This is a genomic window from Pseudomonas sp. SDO52101_S400 (genome assembly GCF_054071635.1).
Map to the genome: position 1 here is coordinate 77,456 of NZ_JBSVWF010000001.1, position 17,484 is coordinate 94,939.

Here is a 17,484-nt window from a genome sequence, read left to right on the forward strand (position 1 = left end):
GACTGGGGATGTCAGCTAATAGGCCGACTATTGGTGGCTGATAGGCAAAGTCTTTTACCGCTGTCTGATCAGGATTTTTTCGAAGAAACGCGGGGCGTGCGTGCGCAAGCGGTGATACCGCGTGTGGAAAGCCCATGTAGAAAGCCCCGTGTTTGAGCGGTTGTTGTAAGCATTGAGGCAAGAATCATGATGGCCATTGGAAATGTTATTGTATAACATAAAAATGATTTCATCTGATCGATGTCACTGACCTGTCCGTGTGGCAGTGGCATCGGTCCCTTCCTTTCTGCCTTACGGAATTTAGAAATGCCTTCCCGTTTCCACTCCTTCCAGCCAAGCCTGTTGGCGGCTGCGCTGCTGATCGCGTCCCCCGCATTCGCCGCCGAACCCCTCGAACTGCAACCACAAGTCATCACCGGCAATCCGCTGGGCAGCCAGACCCTCGCGTCGCCCTCAACCGTGTTGAGCGGCGATGAACTGACGCTGCAGCAGAAGGGCAGCCTGGGCGAAACCCTGAACAAGCAGCCGGGCGTGTCGTCGTCCTACTTCGGCCCGGGTGCCAGTCGCCCGATCATTCGCGGACAGGACGGCGATCGCATCCGCATTCTGCGCAACGGCGTCGGCGCGCTCGACGCCTCGTCGCTGTCCTACGACCATGCGGTGCCACTGGACCCGGTCAACGTCGAACGCATCGAAATCGTCCGTGGTCCGGCCGCGTTGCTCTACGGCGGCAGCGCTATCGGCGGGGTGGTCAATACCTTTGACAACCGCATCCCGACCGAAGCCATCGACGGCATTCACGGGGCCGGTGAGCTGCGCTATGGCGGCGCCGACACCACACGCAGCAGCGCGGGCAAACTCGAGGCCGGCAACGGCCAGTTCGCCTTGCATCTGGACGCCAGCGCTCGCGAGTTCAATGACCTGAAGATCCCCGGCTACGCCAAAAGCAGCCGCGAGCGGGCGGGTGATGAGGGCGATTCCAGCAAGCATCGTCTGACCAACAGCGACGGTCGCCAGGACGGTGGAGCGGTAGGCGGGTCTTACACCTGGGATGACGGCTATGCGGGGCTGTCTTACAGCAATTACGACTCCAACTACGGCTCGCCGGCCGAAGACGACGTGCGGATTCGCATGCAGCAGGAGCACTACGCGTTCGCCTCGGAAATTCGCAACCTTGACGGCCCGTTCAGCTCGGTGAAGTTCGACGCCGGCTACACCGATTACCAGCACCGTGAAATCGAAGGCGGCGAGGTCGGTACCACGTTCAAGAACAAGGGTTATGAAGCGCGGGTCGAAGCCCGGCACCAGCCGTTGGGGCCGTTCAACGGGGTGATCGGCGCGCAGGTCAGTCGCAATGAATTCTCGGCGCTGGGCGAAGAAGCCTTCGTGCCACAGACCGATACCAACGCCGGTGCACTGTTCATTCTGGAAGAGCTGCAAGCCACGGATCGCCTGCTGTTCACCCTCGGTGGTCGCCTGGAACACACCACGGTCGACCCCGACGCCAAAGGCAACGAGCGTTTCGCCAACGCCGACCGCTCCAGTAGTTTCACTGCTGGCAGTCTGTCGTCCGGCGCGGTGTACACGCTGACGCCAATCTGGTCGGTTGCTGCCACGCTGGGCTACACCGAGCGGGCGCCGACGTTCTATGAGCTGTACGCCAACGGCGCTCACGTCGCGACCGGCACTTATGAAGTCGGGGATGCGGGTCTGTCGAAAGAGAAAGCCGTCTCCAGCGATCTGGCCCTGCGTTTCGACAATGGCACGCACAAGGGCAGCGTGGGCGTGTTCTACAGCCACTTCTCCAATTACATCGGTATGCTCGGCACTGGTCGCACCCTCAATGATGAAGGCGAAGAAGACGCCGCCGGCATTCCCGAGTACGCCTATTCCGGTGTTCGCGCGCGCTTCAGTGGTATCGAGGCGCAGGATCGCTGGCAGCTTGGCGAGAGCGCCTACGGCAAGTTCGCGCTGGAACTGTCGGGCGACTACACCCGCGCCAAGAACCTCGACAACGGCCAGGATCTGCCGCGCATCGCGCCGCTGCGCTTGAATACCGGGTTGCTGTGGGAGCTGGATCGCTGGCAGGCACGGATCGATGTGGAGCACGCGAGCGCCCAGCATCGGGTCCCGGACAATGAAAGCAGCACCGATGGCTACACCACGCTGGGTGCGAATGTGGGGTATCGCTTTGAAGTCGGCCAGAGCAAATGGCTGGCCTTCGTCAATGCCGAGAACCTGACCAACCAGACCGTGCGCTATGCCAGCTCGATCCTGCGCGACATTGCGCCGGCAGAAGGGCGAAGCATTCAGGTGGGCCTGCGCACCACGTTCTGATCGTTCCCCACGATCTTGGGCCAGCGTCCCGCGAACCGCGTGACGCTGGCCTCGACATCAGCTCGATTGAGCGGTGTCGTCCTCCGGGATTTCTTCCCGCAGATCCTGTTGCCCCGGCAGCTCGGTGATCACGCTGAAATCGGTGACCTCCACCGCACCCAGCCCATAACCCAGCAAATGGAAAGAGAAGGCCTTGCGCGGTTGCGGGTTGTCGAAGCTGAAGTCCATTTCCAGCGGCTGATCCGCCGTGGCGACCATTTCCGAAGGCAGGCCCAGTTGCACGTCCTGTTCGAACTCCTTGGCCTTGAGCTGAATGTACGCCGCCTGTTGCGGGTCCATCGAGCGCACGGTCAGGCGCACGCGGGTGTGGGAGCCCTTGGGCATTTCCAGGTATTGCGCGCCGATCAGGTTGTCGGCCCAGTCATCCTTGATCTGCGCTTGCAGCGGGATGATGTTGTCGCTGCCGAACTGATAGCGCTGGTTCAGCGGAGTGCGCAGCAGCGACAGGTCCAGCGCATCGGCGCGGGCCGCAATCTGCCGCGCATTCTGGCCGCTGGCATTGCCCTTGAACGTGGCGCTTTCGGCGATGAAGCCTTCGCTGGCGTAAGCGCGGCAGCGTCGCGGCATGTCGCATTCGGTCAGGATGCCGTGGCCGTCGTGGTAGCGCAGCTTGCCGTTGGTGAACGACATGATTTCGCGCCCGGTGTCGTAGTCGCGAAACAGCGAACGGCCGCTGAGTGCGGCGGGCACCGGCAGGTCAAAGTAATCGAGGATCGACGCGCTCAGATCGACATGTCCGTAGACCCCGGCGTTCAGGTGCGGCAACTGGGCCTGTTCCGGTGCGAGGGTCAGGTTGAATCCCCAGGACGAGGCGAGCCGCACGCCATCGATGCCATGGGATTCGTCCGAGGTGATCACCACCAGTGTGTCTTTCAGCACGCCCTGACGTTCGAGGCCGCTGAGGAACTGGTCCAGGGCATCGTCCAGATAACCGACAGCGGCCTGTTTCGGCGTGTCGTAGCGTTGCAGGTAGTCTTCGGGCGCGGAGTAGGGCTGATGGGTGCCGACGGTCAGCAGGGTCAGCATCCACGGTTTTTTCTGTTTTTTCAGTTGGCCGACGTAACCCAGCGCGCCTTCGAAGAATGCCTTGTCGTCCTTGCCCCACGGGAATTCCAGGTAGTTGGCGTTGGTGAACCACTCGAGGCCATGGGTCGCATCGAAACCGATGTGCGGCATGATCTTGTCTTTGGCCATGAAGCGCAGGCCGGCGCCTTGCAGGTAGTGAGTGCTGAAACCGTGCTGGCGCAACTGGGCCGGCAGGCAGGCCTGATTGCGTTCGTTCTGGGTCAGCATTTCCACGCCTTTGGGCGTGCCGTTGTTCAGCTTGTCGTAATCGCCGCAGAGCATGGCGTACAGGCCGCGAATGGTCTGGTGCGTGTGCAGCACGTAGTCCGGCGTGTTCATGCCGCGCTCGGCCCAGCGGCTGAGCTTGGGCATCAGGTCTTCCTGATAATGGCTGCCGATGGCCTCGCGATTGGCGCGGATGTAGGCCCCGGGAATGCCTTCGACGGTAACGATCAGGACATTGCGTGCCTGACCTTTGGCGGCCAGTAATGAGCGGCCATTCAAGTCGAGGTCGGTGAGCCCGGCCATCGAGGGTGCGGGTATTTCGCTACCACCTTCCAGCCATTCCTCGGCCTGCATCTGCGCGTCGGCGACCTGCGCGGCGAGCAACTGATGTGGCAGGTTGTACAGACGCCATGGGTCGGCGTCGCTCGGCGAAAGATTCTGTGCGCCCCAATGGGCGGCGAACAGCAACACCGGTGCCGACCACACGGCGCGGGGCAGGGCCGGGGCAGGTGTTCCGCGGTTTGCCCACTGCGTCGCCAGCCACATCAACAGGCCCAGCAGCAATGCACCGGCCACTCCTGGATGGGCGAAGCCGCCGCCGGTGGAGTTCTCCACAAATTGCGGGTCGATCAGGTAGTGCAGGTCCTGGGGATTGGGCAGGCGCCCGACCGCGCTGACCAGTTCCGCCGTCGCCACCGCCAGCAAACCCCAGAACACCAGAACCGGCAGGGCCAGCCACCACGGCCGGCGATGCAACAGAACCACCAGCAGGCTGCCGATGGCCAGGTCCGACAGGTAGCCGAACAGGCTCGACCAGCCGAGCGCCGCACGCAGGCACACCGGTAAGATCAGTACCAGAAAAACCAGAGAGAGAAGACGGGCGTCGGGATGCCGAAGCCGTTGAAAAAGAGCGCTCACAAAAAAGACCTTCCAGCCATCAAACCGTCATAAAAGTGTGCGCGATGATACCAAGGGTGGGCTGTCTGATCGCCTTTTTAAACATGAGGCTGATCTGCTTGCCAAAGCGCGACACAGGGCCTGAAGTCGTGATCGGCGTTCGTATCAGCCCGGTTGTGGCAAATGAACGGGGAGCCATCGACGGCAGATTTATTGTTTCAGGCTGTTTAAGGCTTGCAGTCGCAGGCCCACTCTCGCGGCGTTTCTGGACAGGGTAGTGGCCACTCAGTAGCATTCGGGGCCCAATGTATTTTCCCTTTATGTATCGTTTTGCCGGGATCTCAAGGAAGTGCCATGAAGGATTATGTCTTCGATAACATCGTGATCGAGTTCTGGGAGACGGTAGGGGAGGTTGTTCGCGCCGATCAACTCAGCGAACCACGTCACCGGGAAGAGGATATTATCTGGGTCCGGGACGAGGAGGGCGATGAGCGTGCGGTTGACGTTTCACGCTTGAATTTCCAGGTTCGTCCAGGTGATGAGGTCCAGATTATCTCTGCCTCGAACGACAGGACCAACGACGTTATTTATGCGCTTCTGCGCAATTACCGCAGCGGTGACGCGGGTTTGCTGGATGATGGCGAATTTATCTACACAGAACTTGTCGAGGCCAAACCGAGCAGCAAACCTTTCTGGTTTTCACTGCTGCTGGGGTCGGTCGGAACGTGGTTTTTTGCGGGCTGGGGCCTGTTGATCGGTATTGCTTTCTACGTTCTTGTGCGAATCGAGAAAAAACTGCGCAAGCAGCGTTTGATCGCGGGTTTGCTGGAACATGTCCAGAAGCTTGATCGGCAGAACGTTTCCCGGTCGGTCGTTCACTACGCATTGGCCCGTAATCTTGAAGAAACCCAGCCTCGTATTCATGAAGACAGCTGACTTGATTCAAGCGAAGCGATACACGCCCAAAAAAACGGGGCGTTCCACAAGGTTCACCATGTCCTCGGTGGCTTTCTGGACAGGAGGAAGGTCGGTCAGTAGCATTCGCAGCCAATGGATTTTCTCTCTTCTCGTCGCTTGACGAGAAATGCTCAAGGATTTGAAATGCGCGACGTTCCCAATGGCGATCAACCCTCCATATTCAAGGTTGTGGAGGGAGAGATTCGAACCGAGAGGCACGTGAGTATCAGCTCGGTTTCAGTTATCGATGGCGAAGTTCGCGTCCACTCTGCGTCCGGAAACAGCATCGATATCCATGTGCCTGGTCTGGACGGCGTCTTGCGATTCGATCTGGATGCTGCGCAACAGGTTCAGGTAGTCGAACGCCAAGCGGTAGAGGATCCGAAGGTGCCGGTAGCGTCCAGCGTTTCCGCGTTCGAGTGGAAGACGTTGCTGATCACATTTGTCGTGTGGAATGTGGTGGGCTTGTTTTCGGGCGTGCTGGGCTTCTTCGCTGCGGCGGGATATTTCTGTTACCAGTGGCGGCAGGTGGCCAAGCGCAAGAAGCTTCTGTCGAATGGGCCGTCAATGCAGCCCACCTCCAGTCAAGTGCAAGATCGCGCTCAAGCCAATCCTTCAAAGCTATCCAGGCAGAACGTGCGTGATGCGTTGGCGCGCCATCGCTGACGTCGATCAGACGACACGTTGTCCATCATCGAAAGTGCGGATGCCGTCCGCCATACGTCCTTTGCTCAGGTGAACCGAACTCCCCCGTCTATAGTGACAAGGCTGTGCGAAACGGGTGGCGCTTCCATACCTTGAAGGGGGAGCGCCGAGAAGACAGGTTGTCTATCAGGAGATCGCCATGAGCCAGATCGAAAAAGTCCTCTACACCGCCAAGACCCACACCACCGGCGGACGTGACGGTGCGTCGCGCAGTTCCGACGGAATCCTCGACGTCAAACTGTCGTCCCCCGGCACCAACGGCGGCGGGACCAATCCGGAACAACTGTTCGCCGCCGGCTGGTCGGCGTGCTTTATCGGCGCGATGAAAGCGGTGGCGGGGCAACAGAAAATCAGCCTGCCAGCGGACCTCGCGGTGGATGCCGAAGTGGACCTGGGCACCAACTCGGGAGGGTATCTGTTGCAGGCGCGACTCAATGTGAGCCTGCCGGGCATGGAACGCGGCGCGGCGCAGCAACTGGTGGATGCGGCGCATCAGGTGTGCCCGTACTCCAAGGCCACGCGCAACAATATCGAGGTCGAGTTGAAACTGGTCTGACTTCCAGATGCAAACGGGGCGGCATGATCGTCGATCATGCCGCCCCGTTTGTTTTTTGAAGCGTGAATCTGTCAGTCAGCGATCAATGCATCTTGCTGTGATCGTGGCCTTCCATGTTGGTCAGCGAGCGCACCGGCGCCTGGACTTCGATGGCTTGTTTCTCGCCCTTGGCGTTTTCGACGGTCAGGGTCAGCGGCACGTTGTCGCCTTCCTTCAGTTGACCGTTCAGGCCCATCAGCATCACGTGGTAGCCGTTCGGATCGAACTTCACAGCCTTGCCGGCCGGCAGCTCGACCGAGTTGACCGGGCCCATGCTCATCACGTCGTTCTTCATGGTCATTTCGTGAATCTGCACGTCCTTGGCCACCGGCGATGCAACGCTGAGCAGTTTGCTGTCGCTGTCGGCGGTGACGGTCATGAACGCGCCGCTGGCCGACTGGTTTGGCACGGTTGCACGTACCCAGGCGTCATCGATCTTGGTCTGCGCCGAAACCTGAAAAGCCAGACCCAGCAGGGACAGGCCCAGTGCGGCACGTTTGATGTTGTTCAGAAAAGGGTTCATCAGCAGACCTCCATGACGGTAAGCAAGTCTTCCGTGCACTCTTGTGCAGAAAGCGATTGGGACAGACCCACGCGCAGGTTGCCGCGGGTGTCGTAGACATAACTGGTGGACGTGTGCGACAGGGTGTAAGTGTCGCCGGCAGGGACTTTTTCGTAGAAGACGTCGAATTCCTTGGCGGTGGCCTTGGTTTCCTCGAGGGTGCCGTACAGGGCGACGAAGCTCGGGTCGAAGGTCTTGACGTAGGCGTCGAGGATTTGCGGCGTATCGCGTTCCGGGTCGAGGGTGATGAATACCACCTGCAGGATGTCGCCATCCTTGCCCATCAGCTTCTTGATTTTTGCCGCGCGGGCCAGCGTCGTCGGGCAGACGGCCGGGCATTGGGTGAAACCGAAGAAAATCATCGGCATCAGGCCGCGAAAGCTCGACAGCGTCACGGTGTTGCCTTCGGTGTCCTTGAGCTTGAAGGTGCGTCCGAGGATCTTGTCGCTCAGATCCTTGCCGTACTTGTACGACAGTTGGCCACGGGTGTCGCAGCCGGCGAGCAGGCCCAGACCGAGCACGCCCATTCCCGCAAGCACCTTGCGGCGAGTCAACAAAGCCGTCATCTAATACCGCCCTTTGCAGCCCGCCCGTCAGCAAGACAAGCGGGGGGTTAACCGTAAAAGCGGCGCATGATACCAAAATGAACCGCCAGGTCGGTTTTTGATCACCGACCAATGTCGGATCGGGCGACAAAAGGTGTAAGAAAACATGACCTGCGGTTATTGCAGCGACGGCTCAACCGGGCTCCAGCCACCGCCCAGCGCGGTGTACAGGTTCACTTGCGCCACCAGTTGCGCCAACCGGTCAGTGATCAGGCCTTGCTGGGAGCTGAACAGCGAACGCTGGGCATCGAGGAACGTCAGGCTGCTGTCGACGCCGGTCTGATAGCGGTGCTGCGCCATGTCGTAATAGTCCTGGGTTGCCTGCACCAGATCACGCTGGGCCTGGAGTTGTTGCTGGTAGGTCTGGCGCGCCGCGAGTCCGTCGGACACTTCCTGGAACGCGGTCTGAATGGTCTTTTCGTACTCGGCGACGCTGATGTCCTTCTGCAATTTCGCGTAGTCCAGACTGGCGCGCAGGCTGCCGGCATTGAAGATCGGCAGGTTGATCTGCGGCTGGAAGGTCCAGGCGCCGGAGCCGCCCTTGAACAGCCCGGACAAGTCGCGGCTGGAGGTGCCGGCATTGGCGGTCAGGCTGACACTGGGGAAAAACGCCGCCCGGGCCGCGCCGATATTGGCGTTGGCCGCCTTGAGCTTGTATTCGGCCTGGAGAATGTCTGGCCGGCGTTGCAGCAGATCCGAGGGCAACCCGGCCGGCACTTGTGCCACCAGGTCACTGTCCAGCGGACGCGCCGGCAGGGTTTCGGGAACCGGCGCGCCGACCAGCAGCGTCAGGCTGTTCAAGTCCTGGGCGACCTGGCGCTGATAGCGGGCGATGCTGGCGCGGGTGCTGTCGACGCTGGTCTGCGCCTGGATCTGATCCAGCGCCGAGGACTTGCCTGCCTCACGGTTGCGCGTGGTCAGGCGCAGGCTTTTTTCGTCGGCGGCGAGGGTTTCGCGGGCCAGGGCCAGCAGCTCCTGGTCGGCGCGCCAGGTCAGGTAGGCGTTGGCAACGTTGGCCACCAGGCTCAATTGCGCACTGCGCCGGGCTTCTTCGGTAGCCAGCCAGCTCATCAATGCCTGTTCGCTGAGGCTGCGTACCCGGCCGAAAAAATCCAGCTCATAGGCGCTGATGCCAAGGTTCGCCGAGTAGGTCGAGGTGATCGCCGCTTTGGTTTTGGTCACGCTCTCCGGCACCCGCTGGCGCAGTTCGTTGGCATTGGCCGAGACCGCCGGCAGCAGATCGGCGCGCTGAATGCGGTACTTGGCCTGGAACGCCTCGACGTTCAGCGCGGCGACTCGCAAGTCTCGGTTGTTGACCAGTGCGCTTTCAATCAGTTGTTGCAACGCCGGGTCATTGAACAATCCGCGCCAGTCCTCGACAGCAATCGTGGCCTGGGTTGGCGCAGGATAGGCGGGGCCTTTTGGATACTGCGCCGCACTGGGCGATGCGGGCTGCTGGTATTCGGGAATCAGCGAGCAGCCGCCCATCAGCAACGCCATGGACAGCAGGGAGATCGGCAACCTGGACATCAAACAGCCTCGTTCACGAATGAGAGCGGGCGCCGGGCGCCCATGATGAGTAAAACACCGGATCAGGCACCGGCCATCCATTTCGCCAGACCGTGACGACCACTGACCCCGAGCTTGGCCGCCGCGCGCTTGAGATAGGTCTCGATCGAACTGTTCTTGACCCGCAACCGTTCGGCCATTTGCGGCACGGTGCCGCCGGTCAACAAGCCCAGGCAGACTTCTTTCTCGCGCGCTGACAGGGTGATGTCGCCCAGCGCCAGGCGTTCGTCGAACACCTGTTGTAACGGTGTCTGGTCTTGATCGGCCTGAACCGGACGCGGTTGCCGGGCCATGAGCTGTCGCCGCAGCTGCGCGTGACGTTCGATCAACGGCAGCAGGGTGTCGGACAGGCTTTTGAGAAACGACAGCTCCGGCAGAGAGAACACCCGGTGCGTGTGAGGGCGGCAGAACGAGATGACACAGCGGCGGTTGGAGGTGCGTGACACCAGATTGCACTGATGGACGCTGTGGTGCGGGTGTCGTTGCTGCAGCGAGGCTTTGAGTTGAATCAGCAGCGAGTCATTCATCTCGATCATCTTCTGCAACAGCGGATGATCGTCCTGGCATTGCAGGGGATCCGGGGGCGGGAAGGTATCCGGCAAACCGGCGCTGCCCAACGCCTTGATCTCAACCACACTGGCCTCGCGCTCGTCGAGCGTCCATTCGCTGAGATCCACTCGGTTGACCGGCACCAGGGTGTCGACCAACTGGAACATGTTCGTGGCGAAACGCTCGTTCCCCGTGCTGGCGATCAACTCGCCCAGCTGCCAATAGAAATGCGGGTTGTCCATGTTGCGAAGACTGCCGGTCAGATTCATATCCTTGTCATCCTTGATTTAAAGCCATTGCCGAATCGTCTGCCGTGCATGCACCTGTGAAGCCACTCCCCCAATCATTTCTCCTTGAAATCGATCTGGAGCGGGATTTAAGCCTATGCATTTGTCCTACGTCTGTAGGGGAAAACAGGGACACAAAGTGCCACTATTTCCGGATTAATGGCGCCACGTTTCTGTCAGTCCGAGGGTGACAAGCCTGTAAGACGTGACTGCGCGGTCCAGTGAGAACACCGAAAACCGGGGTTCAGAGCGCCCTTTCCTACGATTGCGAAGTCGTCGTCAGCGCAAGTGGATGGCGATTGTCCTACAGGATTTTCAGCCATTTCTTTCCGAACTTTTGGAGGGATGGCCGGCCAGTCGAGGCCTGCAAGCCCTCAGGGCAGCGCGCGGAGGAGGGGGTTGTCCGGGTTTCACGTGTCATGCGGGTTTCGGGGCCGATGCTTGAATACGCGCCAAATCACATGAGACGGATCTTATGAACCAATTTGCTGCCGATGCGGCGGACGGTCTGTCCGCGATTTCCGAGGCCTTCCCGCTGACCGCTGCTCAGAGCGACATCTGGCTCGATCAACTGCGTCAAGGGGATTCACCGCTGTACAACATCGGTGGCTATGTACAACTGACCGGTCCTCTGGATCCGGCGCTGATGCAGGCGGCCCTCGAAAGTCTCGTGGCCCGGCATGACGCCATGCGCACGATTTTGTTGCCGGGCGCGGGCCAACACGGTTTGCCCCTGCAGCGCTTTGCGCAATCCTTGCCGGCCCCGATGCCGATCCATGACGTTTGCGCGCAGCCCGATCCACAGTCCGCGGCGCGCAGGCTGATTCAGGAGCGCATCGAGCAGCCGTTCACGCTGGACGGCGGGCCGTTGTTCCGTTTTCTTCTGATCCGTCTCGGTGCCGACCATCATTGGCTGTCGATCCTCGCCCATCACTTGATCGTCGACGGCTGGGGTTTCGGCGAGATGCTCAAATCTCTGGACGAGCTCTACAACGCTCTGGCGCAGGGCCGGCAACTGCCCGGCTCGGCAGCGTCCTATGTCGATTTCATCCATGACGATGCGCGCTATCACCAATCGGCCCGTTACACCCACGACCGCGCCTATTGGCTGGACAAGTACCGCGACCTGCCCGAGCCGTTGTTGCTGCCCCGATATCAGGAACGTTTTGCCGCAGCCCTGGCCCCGACCCGGATTTTCTCCCAGGCTTTTCCCGCGAGGTTGCACGAACGCATGAAGCAAGTGGCCCGCGAACACGGAGGGTCGGCGTTCCATGTGCTGCTGGCGGCCTTGCACGTGTATTTCAGCCGGACCGCCCAGCGTGACGAATGGGTGGTGGGCGTGCCGCTGCTCAACCGTTCCGGCGCCCGGTTCAAGTCCACGCTCGGGCTGTTCACCCAGGTCAGCGCGGTACGGATGGGGTTCGGCCGGGAGCTGTCGTTCGGTCAATTGATCACGGCGATCCGCGACGAACTGAAGCGTGATTTCCGCCATCAGCGTTTTCCGTTGAGCGAAATGAATCGCGCCTTGGGTCTGCTGCGTGAGGATCGCTCGCAGCTGTTCGAAGTGACGGTGTCCTACGAGCAGGACGTTCACGAGTACCGCTACGGTGAAGCTCAGGCGCGGGTGATCAAGGTCTCGAACCATGAGGAGGGCACGCCGCTGGCGGTGCATTTGCTCAGCACCCTCAACAACGACAAAGACAGTTTGTACATGGTGTACAACGAAGCCTATTTTGGCGCCGATGAGATCGAAGCGCTGTCCGGGCGTCTGTTGCACGTGCTGGAGCAGGGCCTGGAGAATGTTGACCTGGCGCTGGACGCTTTCAACCTGAGCCTGCCCGCCGAATCGGCGTTATTGCAGCAGTGGAATGACACGCGAGCGGATTACCCTCAGGGCCTGACCCTTCACCAGCGCATCGAGGCACAGTCGGTAGCGCGACCCGATGCAGTGGCGGCAGAGTTTCAGGGGCAACGGCTGACCTATGGCGCGTTGAATCGCAAGGCCAACGGCCTGGCCCACCACCTGATCGGACTCGGTGTGCGTCCGGACGACCGGGTGGCGGTGGTCGCTCGCCGGGGGCTGGATACGCTGGTCGCGCTGTTGGCGGTCCTCAAGTCCGGCGCGGGGTATGTGCCGGTGGATCCGGCGCATCCGCCCGAGCGCCTGAGCTACCTGCTGGGTGACTGTGCTCCGGCCATCGTCCTGACCCAAAGCGAGTTGCGCGAGCGTCTGCCAGTAATGGACGCGCCGTTGATCGAGTTCGACCGACAGAGCTGGCCGGCCAACGTTCTCAATCCGGACATTGCGAACCTGACCGCTGCGCATCTGGCCTACGTGATCTACACCTCCGGTTCCACCGGCCAACCCAAAGGGGTGATGGTCGAGCATCGCACCCTGTCGAACCTGGTCGACTGGCATTGCGCGGCCTTTGACCTGAGCGCCGGTAGTCACACGTCGAGCCTCGCCGGCTTCGGTTTCGACGCCATGGCCTGGGAAGTCTGGCCCGCGCTGTCTGCCGGCGCGACCCTGCATCTGGCGCCGTCCCGTGACGGTGGCGAAGACATTGACGCGCTGCTCGACTGGTGGCGTGCGCAGCCTTTGGACGTGAGTTTCCTGCCGACGCCGATTGCCGAGTACGCCTTCAGCCGCCACCTCGAACACCCGACTCTGCGCACGCTGCTGATCGGCGGGGATCGCCTGCGTCAGTTCAATCGCGAGCAGACATTCGCGGTGATCAACAACTACGGCCCGACCGAAGCGACGGTGGTCGCCACGTCGGGTCGAATCGAACCGGGCCGGACGTTGCACATTGGCAAACCCGTGAGCAATGCCACGGCCTATCTGCTGGATGAGCGACAGCGACCGGTGCCGATTGGCGTGGCCGGTGAACTCTACGTCGGTGGTGCCGGGGTGGCACGGGGTTACTTCAATCGTCCTGAGTTGACCGCCGAGCGCTTTCTCCACGATCCGTTCAGCAGCCTGCCAAACGCACGGATGTACCGTACCGGCGACCTTGCACGCTGGCGCCCGGACGGCAATATCGAATACCTGGGCCGTAACGACGATCAGGTGAAAATCCGTGGCGTGCGCATCGAGCCCGGCGAAATCGAAGCGGCGTTGAGCAGCCATGAGTCGGTGCGCGATGCGGTCGTGCAGGTACGGGACGGGCAGTTGCTGGCCTGGTTCACCGAACATCAGCCTCTGGACATCACGCAACTGCATGCCCATCTGCAAACCCGTCTGCCGAGTGCGATGCTGCCTTCGGCTTACGTGCGCCTGGCGGTGCTGCCGCTGACGGCGAACGGCAAGCTGGATCGCCAGGCCTTGCCGGCGCCGGGGCCGGAGGCGTTGATCCGCCGCGAGTACGAAGCCCCGCAAGGTGACGTCGAGATCCTGCTGGCGCAGATCTGGGCCGAGGTGCTGCAAGTCGAAAAGGTCGGGCGTCACGATCACTTCTTTGAACTGGGCGGGCACTCGTTGCTGGCGGTCAACCTGATCGAACGCATGCGTCAGCTCGGCATGAGCAGCGACGTGCGCGTGCTGTTCGGCCAGCCGACTTTGGCAGCGCTGGCCGCGTCGGTGGGCAGTGGCCGCGAGGTCGAAGTGCCGGCCAACCGTATTCCGCCGGGTTGCACGCGGATCACCCCGGACCTGTTGCCATTGGTAGAGCTGGATCAGGCCACCCTCGACCGGATCATCGCCACGGTGCCGGGCGGGGCGGCCAATGTGCAGGACATATACCCGCTGGCGCCTTTGCAGGAAGGCATTCTCTATCACCACATCACCGCGGCGCAGGGTGATCCGTACCTGCTGCAGTCGCAGCTGGCGTTCGACAGCGTCGAGCGGGTCGAGGCCTATGCGGCGGCGCTGCGTCAGGTCATGGCGCGCCACGATATTCTGCGCACTGCGGTGGTCTGGGAAGGTTTGACCACGCCGGTACAGGTGGTCTGGCGCGAAGCCGAATTGCCGGCTCAGGAAGTTACGCTCGATCCGGCCGGGGGCGATGTCCTCGCGCAACTGCACGAGCGCTTCGATGCCCGTCGTTATCGCATCGATGTCAGTCAGGCACCGCTGATCCGGCTGATGTATGCCCGCGACCCGGCCCACGGGCGGATCGTGGCGATTCTGTTGTTCCATCACCTGGCGCTGGATCACATCGCGCTGGAAGTCTTGCGCCATGAAATGCGCGCCAACCTGTTGGGGCTGAGCGAACCGTTGCCGCTGGCGGTGCCGTATCGCAATTACGTGGCCCAGACCCGGCTCGGTGTCAGCGAGCAGGAACATGAAGCGTTCTTCTGCGAAATGCTCGCCGACATCGACGAGCCGACCTTGCCGTTCGGATTGCAGGACGTGCAGGGCGACGGGCGCGGCATCGATGAAGCCGTGCGAACGCTTGCGCCTGAACTGGACCGCCGTTTGCGCCTTCAGGCGCGGCAGGCAGGCGTCAGCGTGGCCAGCCTGATTCACCTGGCCTGGGCGCAGGTGTTGGCGGCGACGTCGGGGCAAGAGCACGTGGTATTCGGCAGCGTTTTCATGGGCCGCATGCAAGGCGGCGAGGGCGCGGATCGGGCGCTGGGGGTGTTCATCAACACTTTGCCATTGCGGGTGGACATGGACCGGGGCGCGCGCGATGCGGTGCTGCTCACCCACGCCCGACTGACCGACCTGCTCGGGCATGAGCATGCGTCGCTGGCGCTGGCCCAGCGTTGCAGCGGCGTTGCGTCGCCGGCACCGCTGTTCAGTGCGTTGCTCAACTATCGGCATACCGACCTTGAGGTACAGGAAACGACGCCGGATCCTGCCTGGCAAGGCATCCAGACCCTGGAGAACGAGGAGCGCACCAACTACCCGCTGACCTTGAGCGTCGATGATTTGGGCAGCGCTTTGCAGATCACCACACGAACCCTGATCAGCATCGGCGCCCAGCGCATCGGCGACTACGTGCAAACCGCGTTGCAGGCGCTGGTGGATGCCCTGGAGCAGACACCGCAACAACCATTGAATCGCTTGTCGATCCTGCCGGCGGCGGAGCGTGAACAACTGCTGGTCGACTTCAACGCCAGCCAAGTCGATTGCCCGATCGATCAGCCGCTTCAGGTGTTGTTCGAACATCAAGCGCAGCGCAGACCCGACGCCATCGCCTTGCAGGCTGGGGATCAACAGCTGACCTATCGCGAACTGAACGAACAGGCCAACCGTCTGGCGCATCATCTACGCGAGCACGGTGTGCAGCCCGATTCGCGTGTGGCGATCTGCGTCGAGCGCAGCCTGGATCTGATAATCGGCCTGCTCGGCATTCTCAAGGCGGGCGGCGCCTATGTGCCGCTGGACCCGGACTATCCGCTGGAGCGCTTGCACTACATGTTGCAGGACAGCGCTCCGGTGGCGGTGCTGGTGCACAAATCCACGCGCAATCTGTTGGGTGATCCGGGCGTGCCGGTCATCGATTTCGACCGTTGCACCTGGCAGCACGCGTCCGTCGATAACCTGCAAGTACCGGGTTTGAGCGCTGCGAACCTGGCCTACATGATTTACACCTCGGGCTCCACCGGCACGCCGAAGGGCGTGATGATCGAGCACCGAAGTGCCTGCAACATGGTGCACTGGGGCTCGCAGATCAGCCCGCCGACCGAGCACGGCGCGCTGTTGCAGAAGGCGCCGTTCAGCTTCGACAGTTCGGTGTGGGAGATTTTCTGGCCGCTGTGTTCCGGCCTGCGGCTGGTGCTGGCGCGTCCCGACGGCAACCGCGATTCGGCGTATGTGACCCAGGTGATTCGCGAACGGCAGATTACCGTGGTCAAGTTCGTGCCAGCGCTGCTGCAACAGTTCGTCGAACAGGACGATGTCAGCCAGTGCACCAGCCTGACCGACGTGCTCAACGGTGGCGGTGAACTGACTGTCGCACTGGCCCGGCGCGTCCGCGAGCGCCTGCCCTGGGTGCGTCTGCATAACGTCTACGGCCCGACCGAAACCACAGTCGACAGCACCGGCTGGACGCTGGAACCCCATCAACCGGTGCCGGAGGCCGTGGTGCCGATCGGCAAGGCACTGAGCAACACCCGGCTCTACGTGCTGGATGCCCACGACCAACCGGTGCCATTCGGTGTCAGCGGTCACCTGCACATCGGCGGCGTCGGGGTCGCGCGCGGTTATCTGGGACTGCCGGACATGCAGGCCGAGCGCTTCATCGACAGCCCGTTCGTGGCCGGTGATCGCTTGTACCGCACCGGCGATCTGGTGCGCTACCGAGCGGACGGCAATCTCGAGTTTCTCGGGCGCAACGACTTCCAGGTCAAGCTGCGCGGCCTGCGTCTGGAGCCGGGTGAAATCGAAGCACGGCTGATCGAGCACCCGGCGGTGCGGGAAGCTGTGGTGCTGGTGCGCGACGAACGCCTGGTGGCGTATTTCACCGTGCGCGAAGGCTTCGATGCGCCACGCATTGAAACCTTGCGTGCCCATGTGCTGGAGCGTTTGCCGGAGTACATGGCGCCGGGCGCTTACGTGAAGCTCGACGCGTTGCCCCTGACCCCCAACGACAAGGTCGACCGCAAGGCCTTGCCGGCACCGGGGGCCGAGGCGGTGCTCAGTCGTCACTACGAGGCGCCCGAGGGCGAAGTCGAAATCAGGCTGTCGCAGATCTGGGCCGAGGTGCTGCAACTGGAGCAGGTCGGGCGCAACGACCACTTCTTCGAGCTCGGCGGGCATTCATTGCTGGCGGTCAGTCTGGTGGCGCGCATGCGTCAGGCCGGGCTGCACGTCGATGCCCGCACGCTGTTCAGCCAGCCGACCCTGGCCGCGCTGGCGGCTCAGACTTCGGCACGGGCAAAACAGGTGGAAGTCCCTCAAACCACCATCCCGGCGCTTAACCGCAAACGTCGGCTCTGAGGCGACATCGGCGTCGATTCGCGGTTCCCGCGGATCGACGCCATGACTGTCCGGTCACGGGTCTTGTCCCCGCTTCCCATGTCAGACACCCAAGCCCCGATGTTTTAGCTTTTCCGGGCTGCGCGTGGCCGCACGGATTCGCCGCTGCGCGCTCCTTTTTCCCGAATTTACAGCAGGTTACCCCC

Annotated in this window: 10 protein-coding genes; 5 read left to right on the forward strand and 5 right to left on the reverse strand. The window is 61.8% G+C overall.

Annotation, left to right across the window (positions count from 1 at the left end; translation table 11 throughout):
• The first annotated feature begins 306 nt into the window (after positions 1-306).
• Positions 307-2,337, forward strand: coding sequence for a TonB-dependent receptor (locus ACW9HX_RS00380; RefSeq protein ID WP_457379009.1), 2,031 nt, complete (start codon positions 307-309; stop codon positions 2,335-2,337).
• 57 nt (positions 2,338-2,394) lie between these two features.
• Here the strand turns inward: ACW9HX_RS00380 and ACW9HX_RS00385 are convergent, their stop codons facing one another.
• A complete protein-coding gene (locus tag ACW9HX_RS00385) occupies positions 2,395-4,605 on the reverse strand; it encodes an LTA synthase family protein (protein WP_457379010.1) in 2,211 nt (736 codons plus the stop codon).
• A 333-nt stretch (positions 4,606-4,938) separates the two neighbouring features.
• Between ACW9HX_RS00385 and ACW9HX_RS00390 the strand changes: the two genes are divergently transcribed.
• The 3 genes from ACW9HX_RS00390 to ACW9HX_RS00400 all read left to right on the forward strand — a co-directional run bounded on the left by ACW9HX_RS00390 (position 4,939) and on the right by ACW9HX_RS00400 (position 6,802).
• Entirely contained in the window at positions 4,939-5,520 is a 582-nt protein-coding gene (locus tag ACW9HX_RS00390) for a hypothetical protein (protein WP_457379011.1), read from the forward strand.
• 165 nt (positions 5,521-5,685) lie between these two features.
• Positions 5,686-6,207 carry a hypothetical protein gene (locus ACW9HX_RS00395; protein WP_457379012.1) on the forward strand — a complete coding sequence of 174 codons (522 nt, stop codon included), beginning with the start codon at positions 5,686-5,688 and terminating at the stop codon, positions 6,205-6,207.
• A gap of 178 nt (positions 6,208-6,385) precedes the next feature.
• On the forward strand, positions 6,386-6,802 hold the full coding sequence (locus tag ACW9HX_RS00400; RefSeq protein WP_085733053.1) for an organic hydroperoxide resistance protein: 417 nt from the start codon (positions 6,386-6,388) through the stop codon (positions 6,800-6,802).
• Between the two features lie 82 nt (positions 6,803-6,884).
• Here the strand turns inward: ACW9HX_RS00400 and ACW9HX_RS00405 are convergent, their stop codons facing one another.
• From ACW9HX_RS00405 to ACW9HX_RS00420, 4 genes are all read right to left on the reverse strand, one after another.
• Positions 6,885-7,364, reverse strand: a complete 480-nt coding sequence (locus ACW9HX_RS00405; RefSeq protein ID WP_457379013.1) for a copper chaperone PCu(A)C — start codon at positions 7,362-7,364, stop codon at positions 6,885-6,887.
• Positions 7,364-7,969 carry an SCO family protein gene (locus ACW9HX_RS00410; RefSeq protein WP_102622132.1) on the reverse strand — a complete coding sequence of 202 codons (606 nt, stop codon included), beginning with the start codon at positions 7,967-7,969 and terminating at the stop codon, positions 7,364-7,366. Before ACW9HX_RS00410 ends, ACW9HX_RS00405 begins: the two co-directional genes overlap by 1 nt.
• A 156-nt stretch (positions 7,970-8,125) precedes the next feature.
• On the reverse strand, positions 8,126-9,538 hold the full coding sequence (locus ACW9HX_RS00415) for an efflux transporter outer membrane subunit (protein WP_457379014.1): 1,413 nt from the start codon (positions 9,536-9,538) through the stop codon (positions 8,126-8,128).
• A 62-nt stretch (positions 9,539-9,600) separates the two neighbouring features.
• Positions 9,601-10,395 carry a helix-turn-helix transcriptional regulator gene (locus ACW9HX_RS00420; protein WP_457379015.1) on the reverse strand — a complete coding sequence of 265 codons (795 nt, stop codon included), beginning with the start codon at positions 10,393-10,395 and terminating at the stop codon, positions 9,601-9,603.
• Between the two features lie 493 nt (positions 10,396-10,888).
• Here ACW9HX_RS00420 and ACW9HX_RS00425 point away from each other — a divergent pair, with 493 nt between their 5' ends.
• Positions 10,889-17,299, forward strand: coding sequence for an amino acid adenylation domain-containing protein (locus ACW9HX_RS00425; RefSeq protein ID WP_457379016.1), 6,411 nt, complete (start codon positions 10,889-10,891; stop codon positions 17,297-17,299).
• Positions 17,300-17,484: the final 185 nt, after the last annotated feature.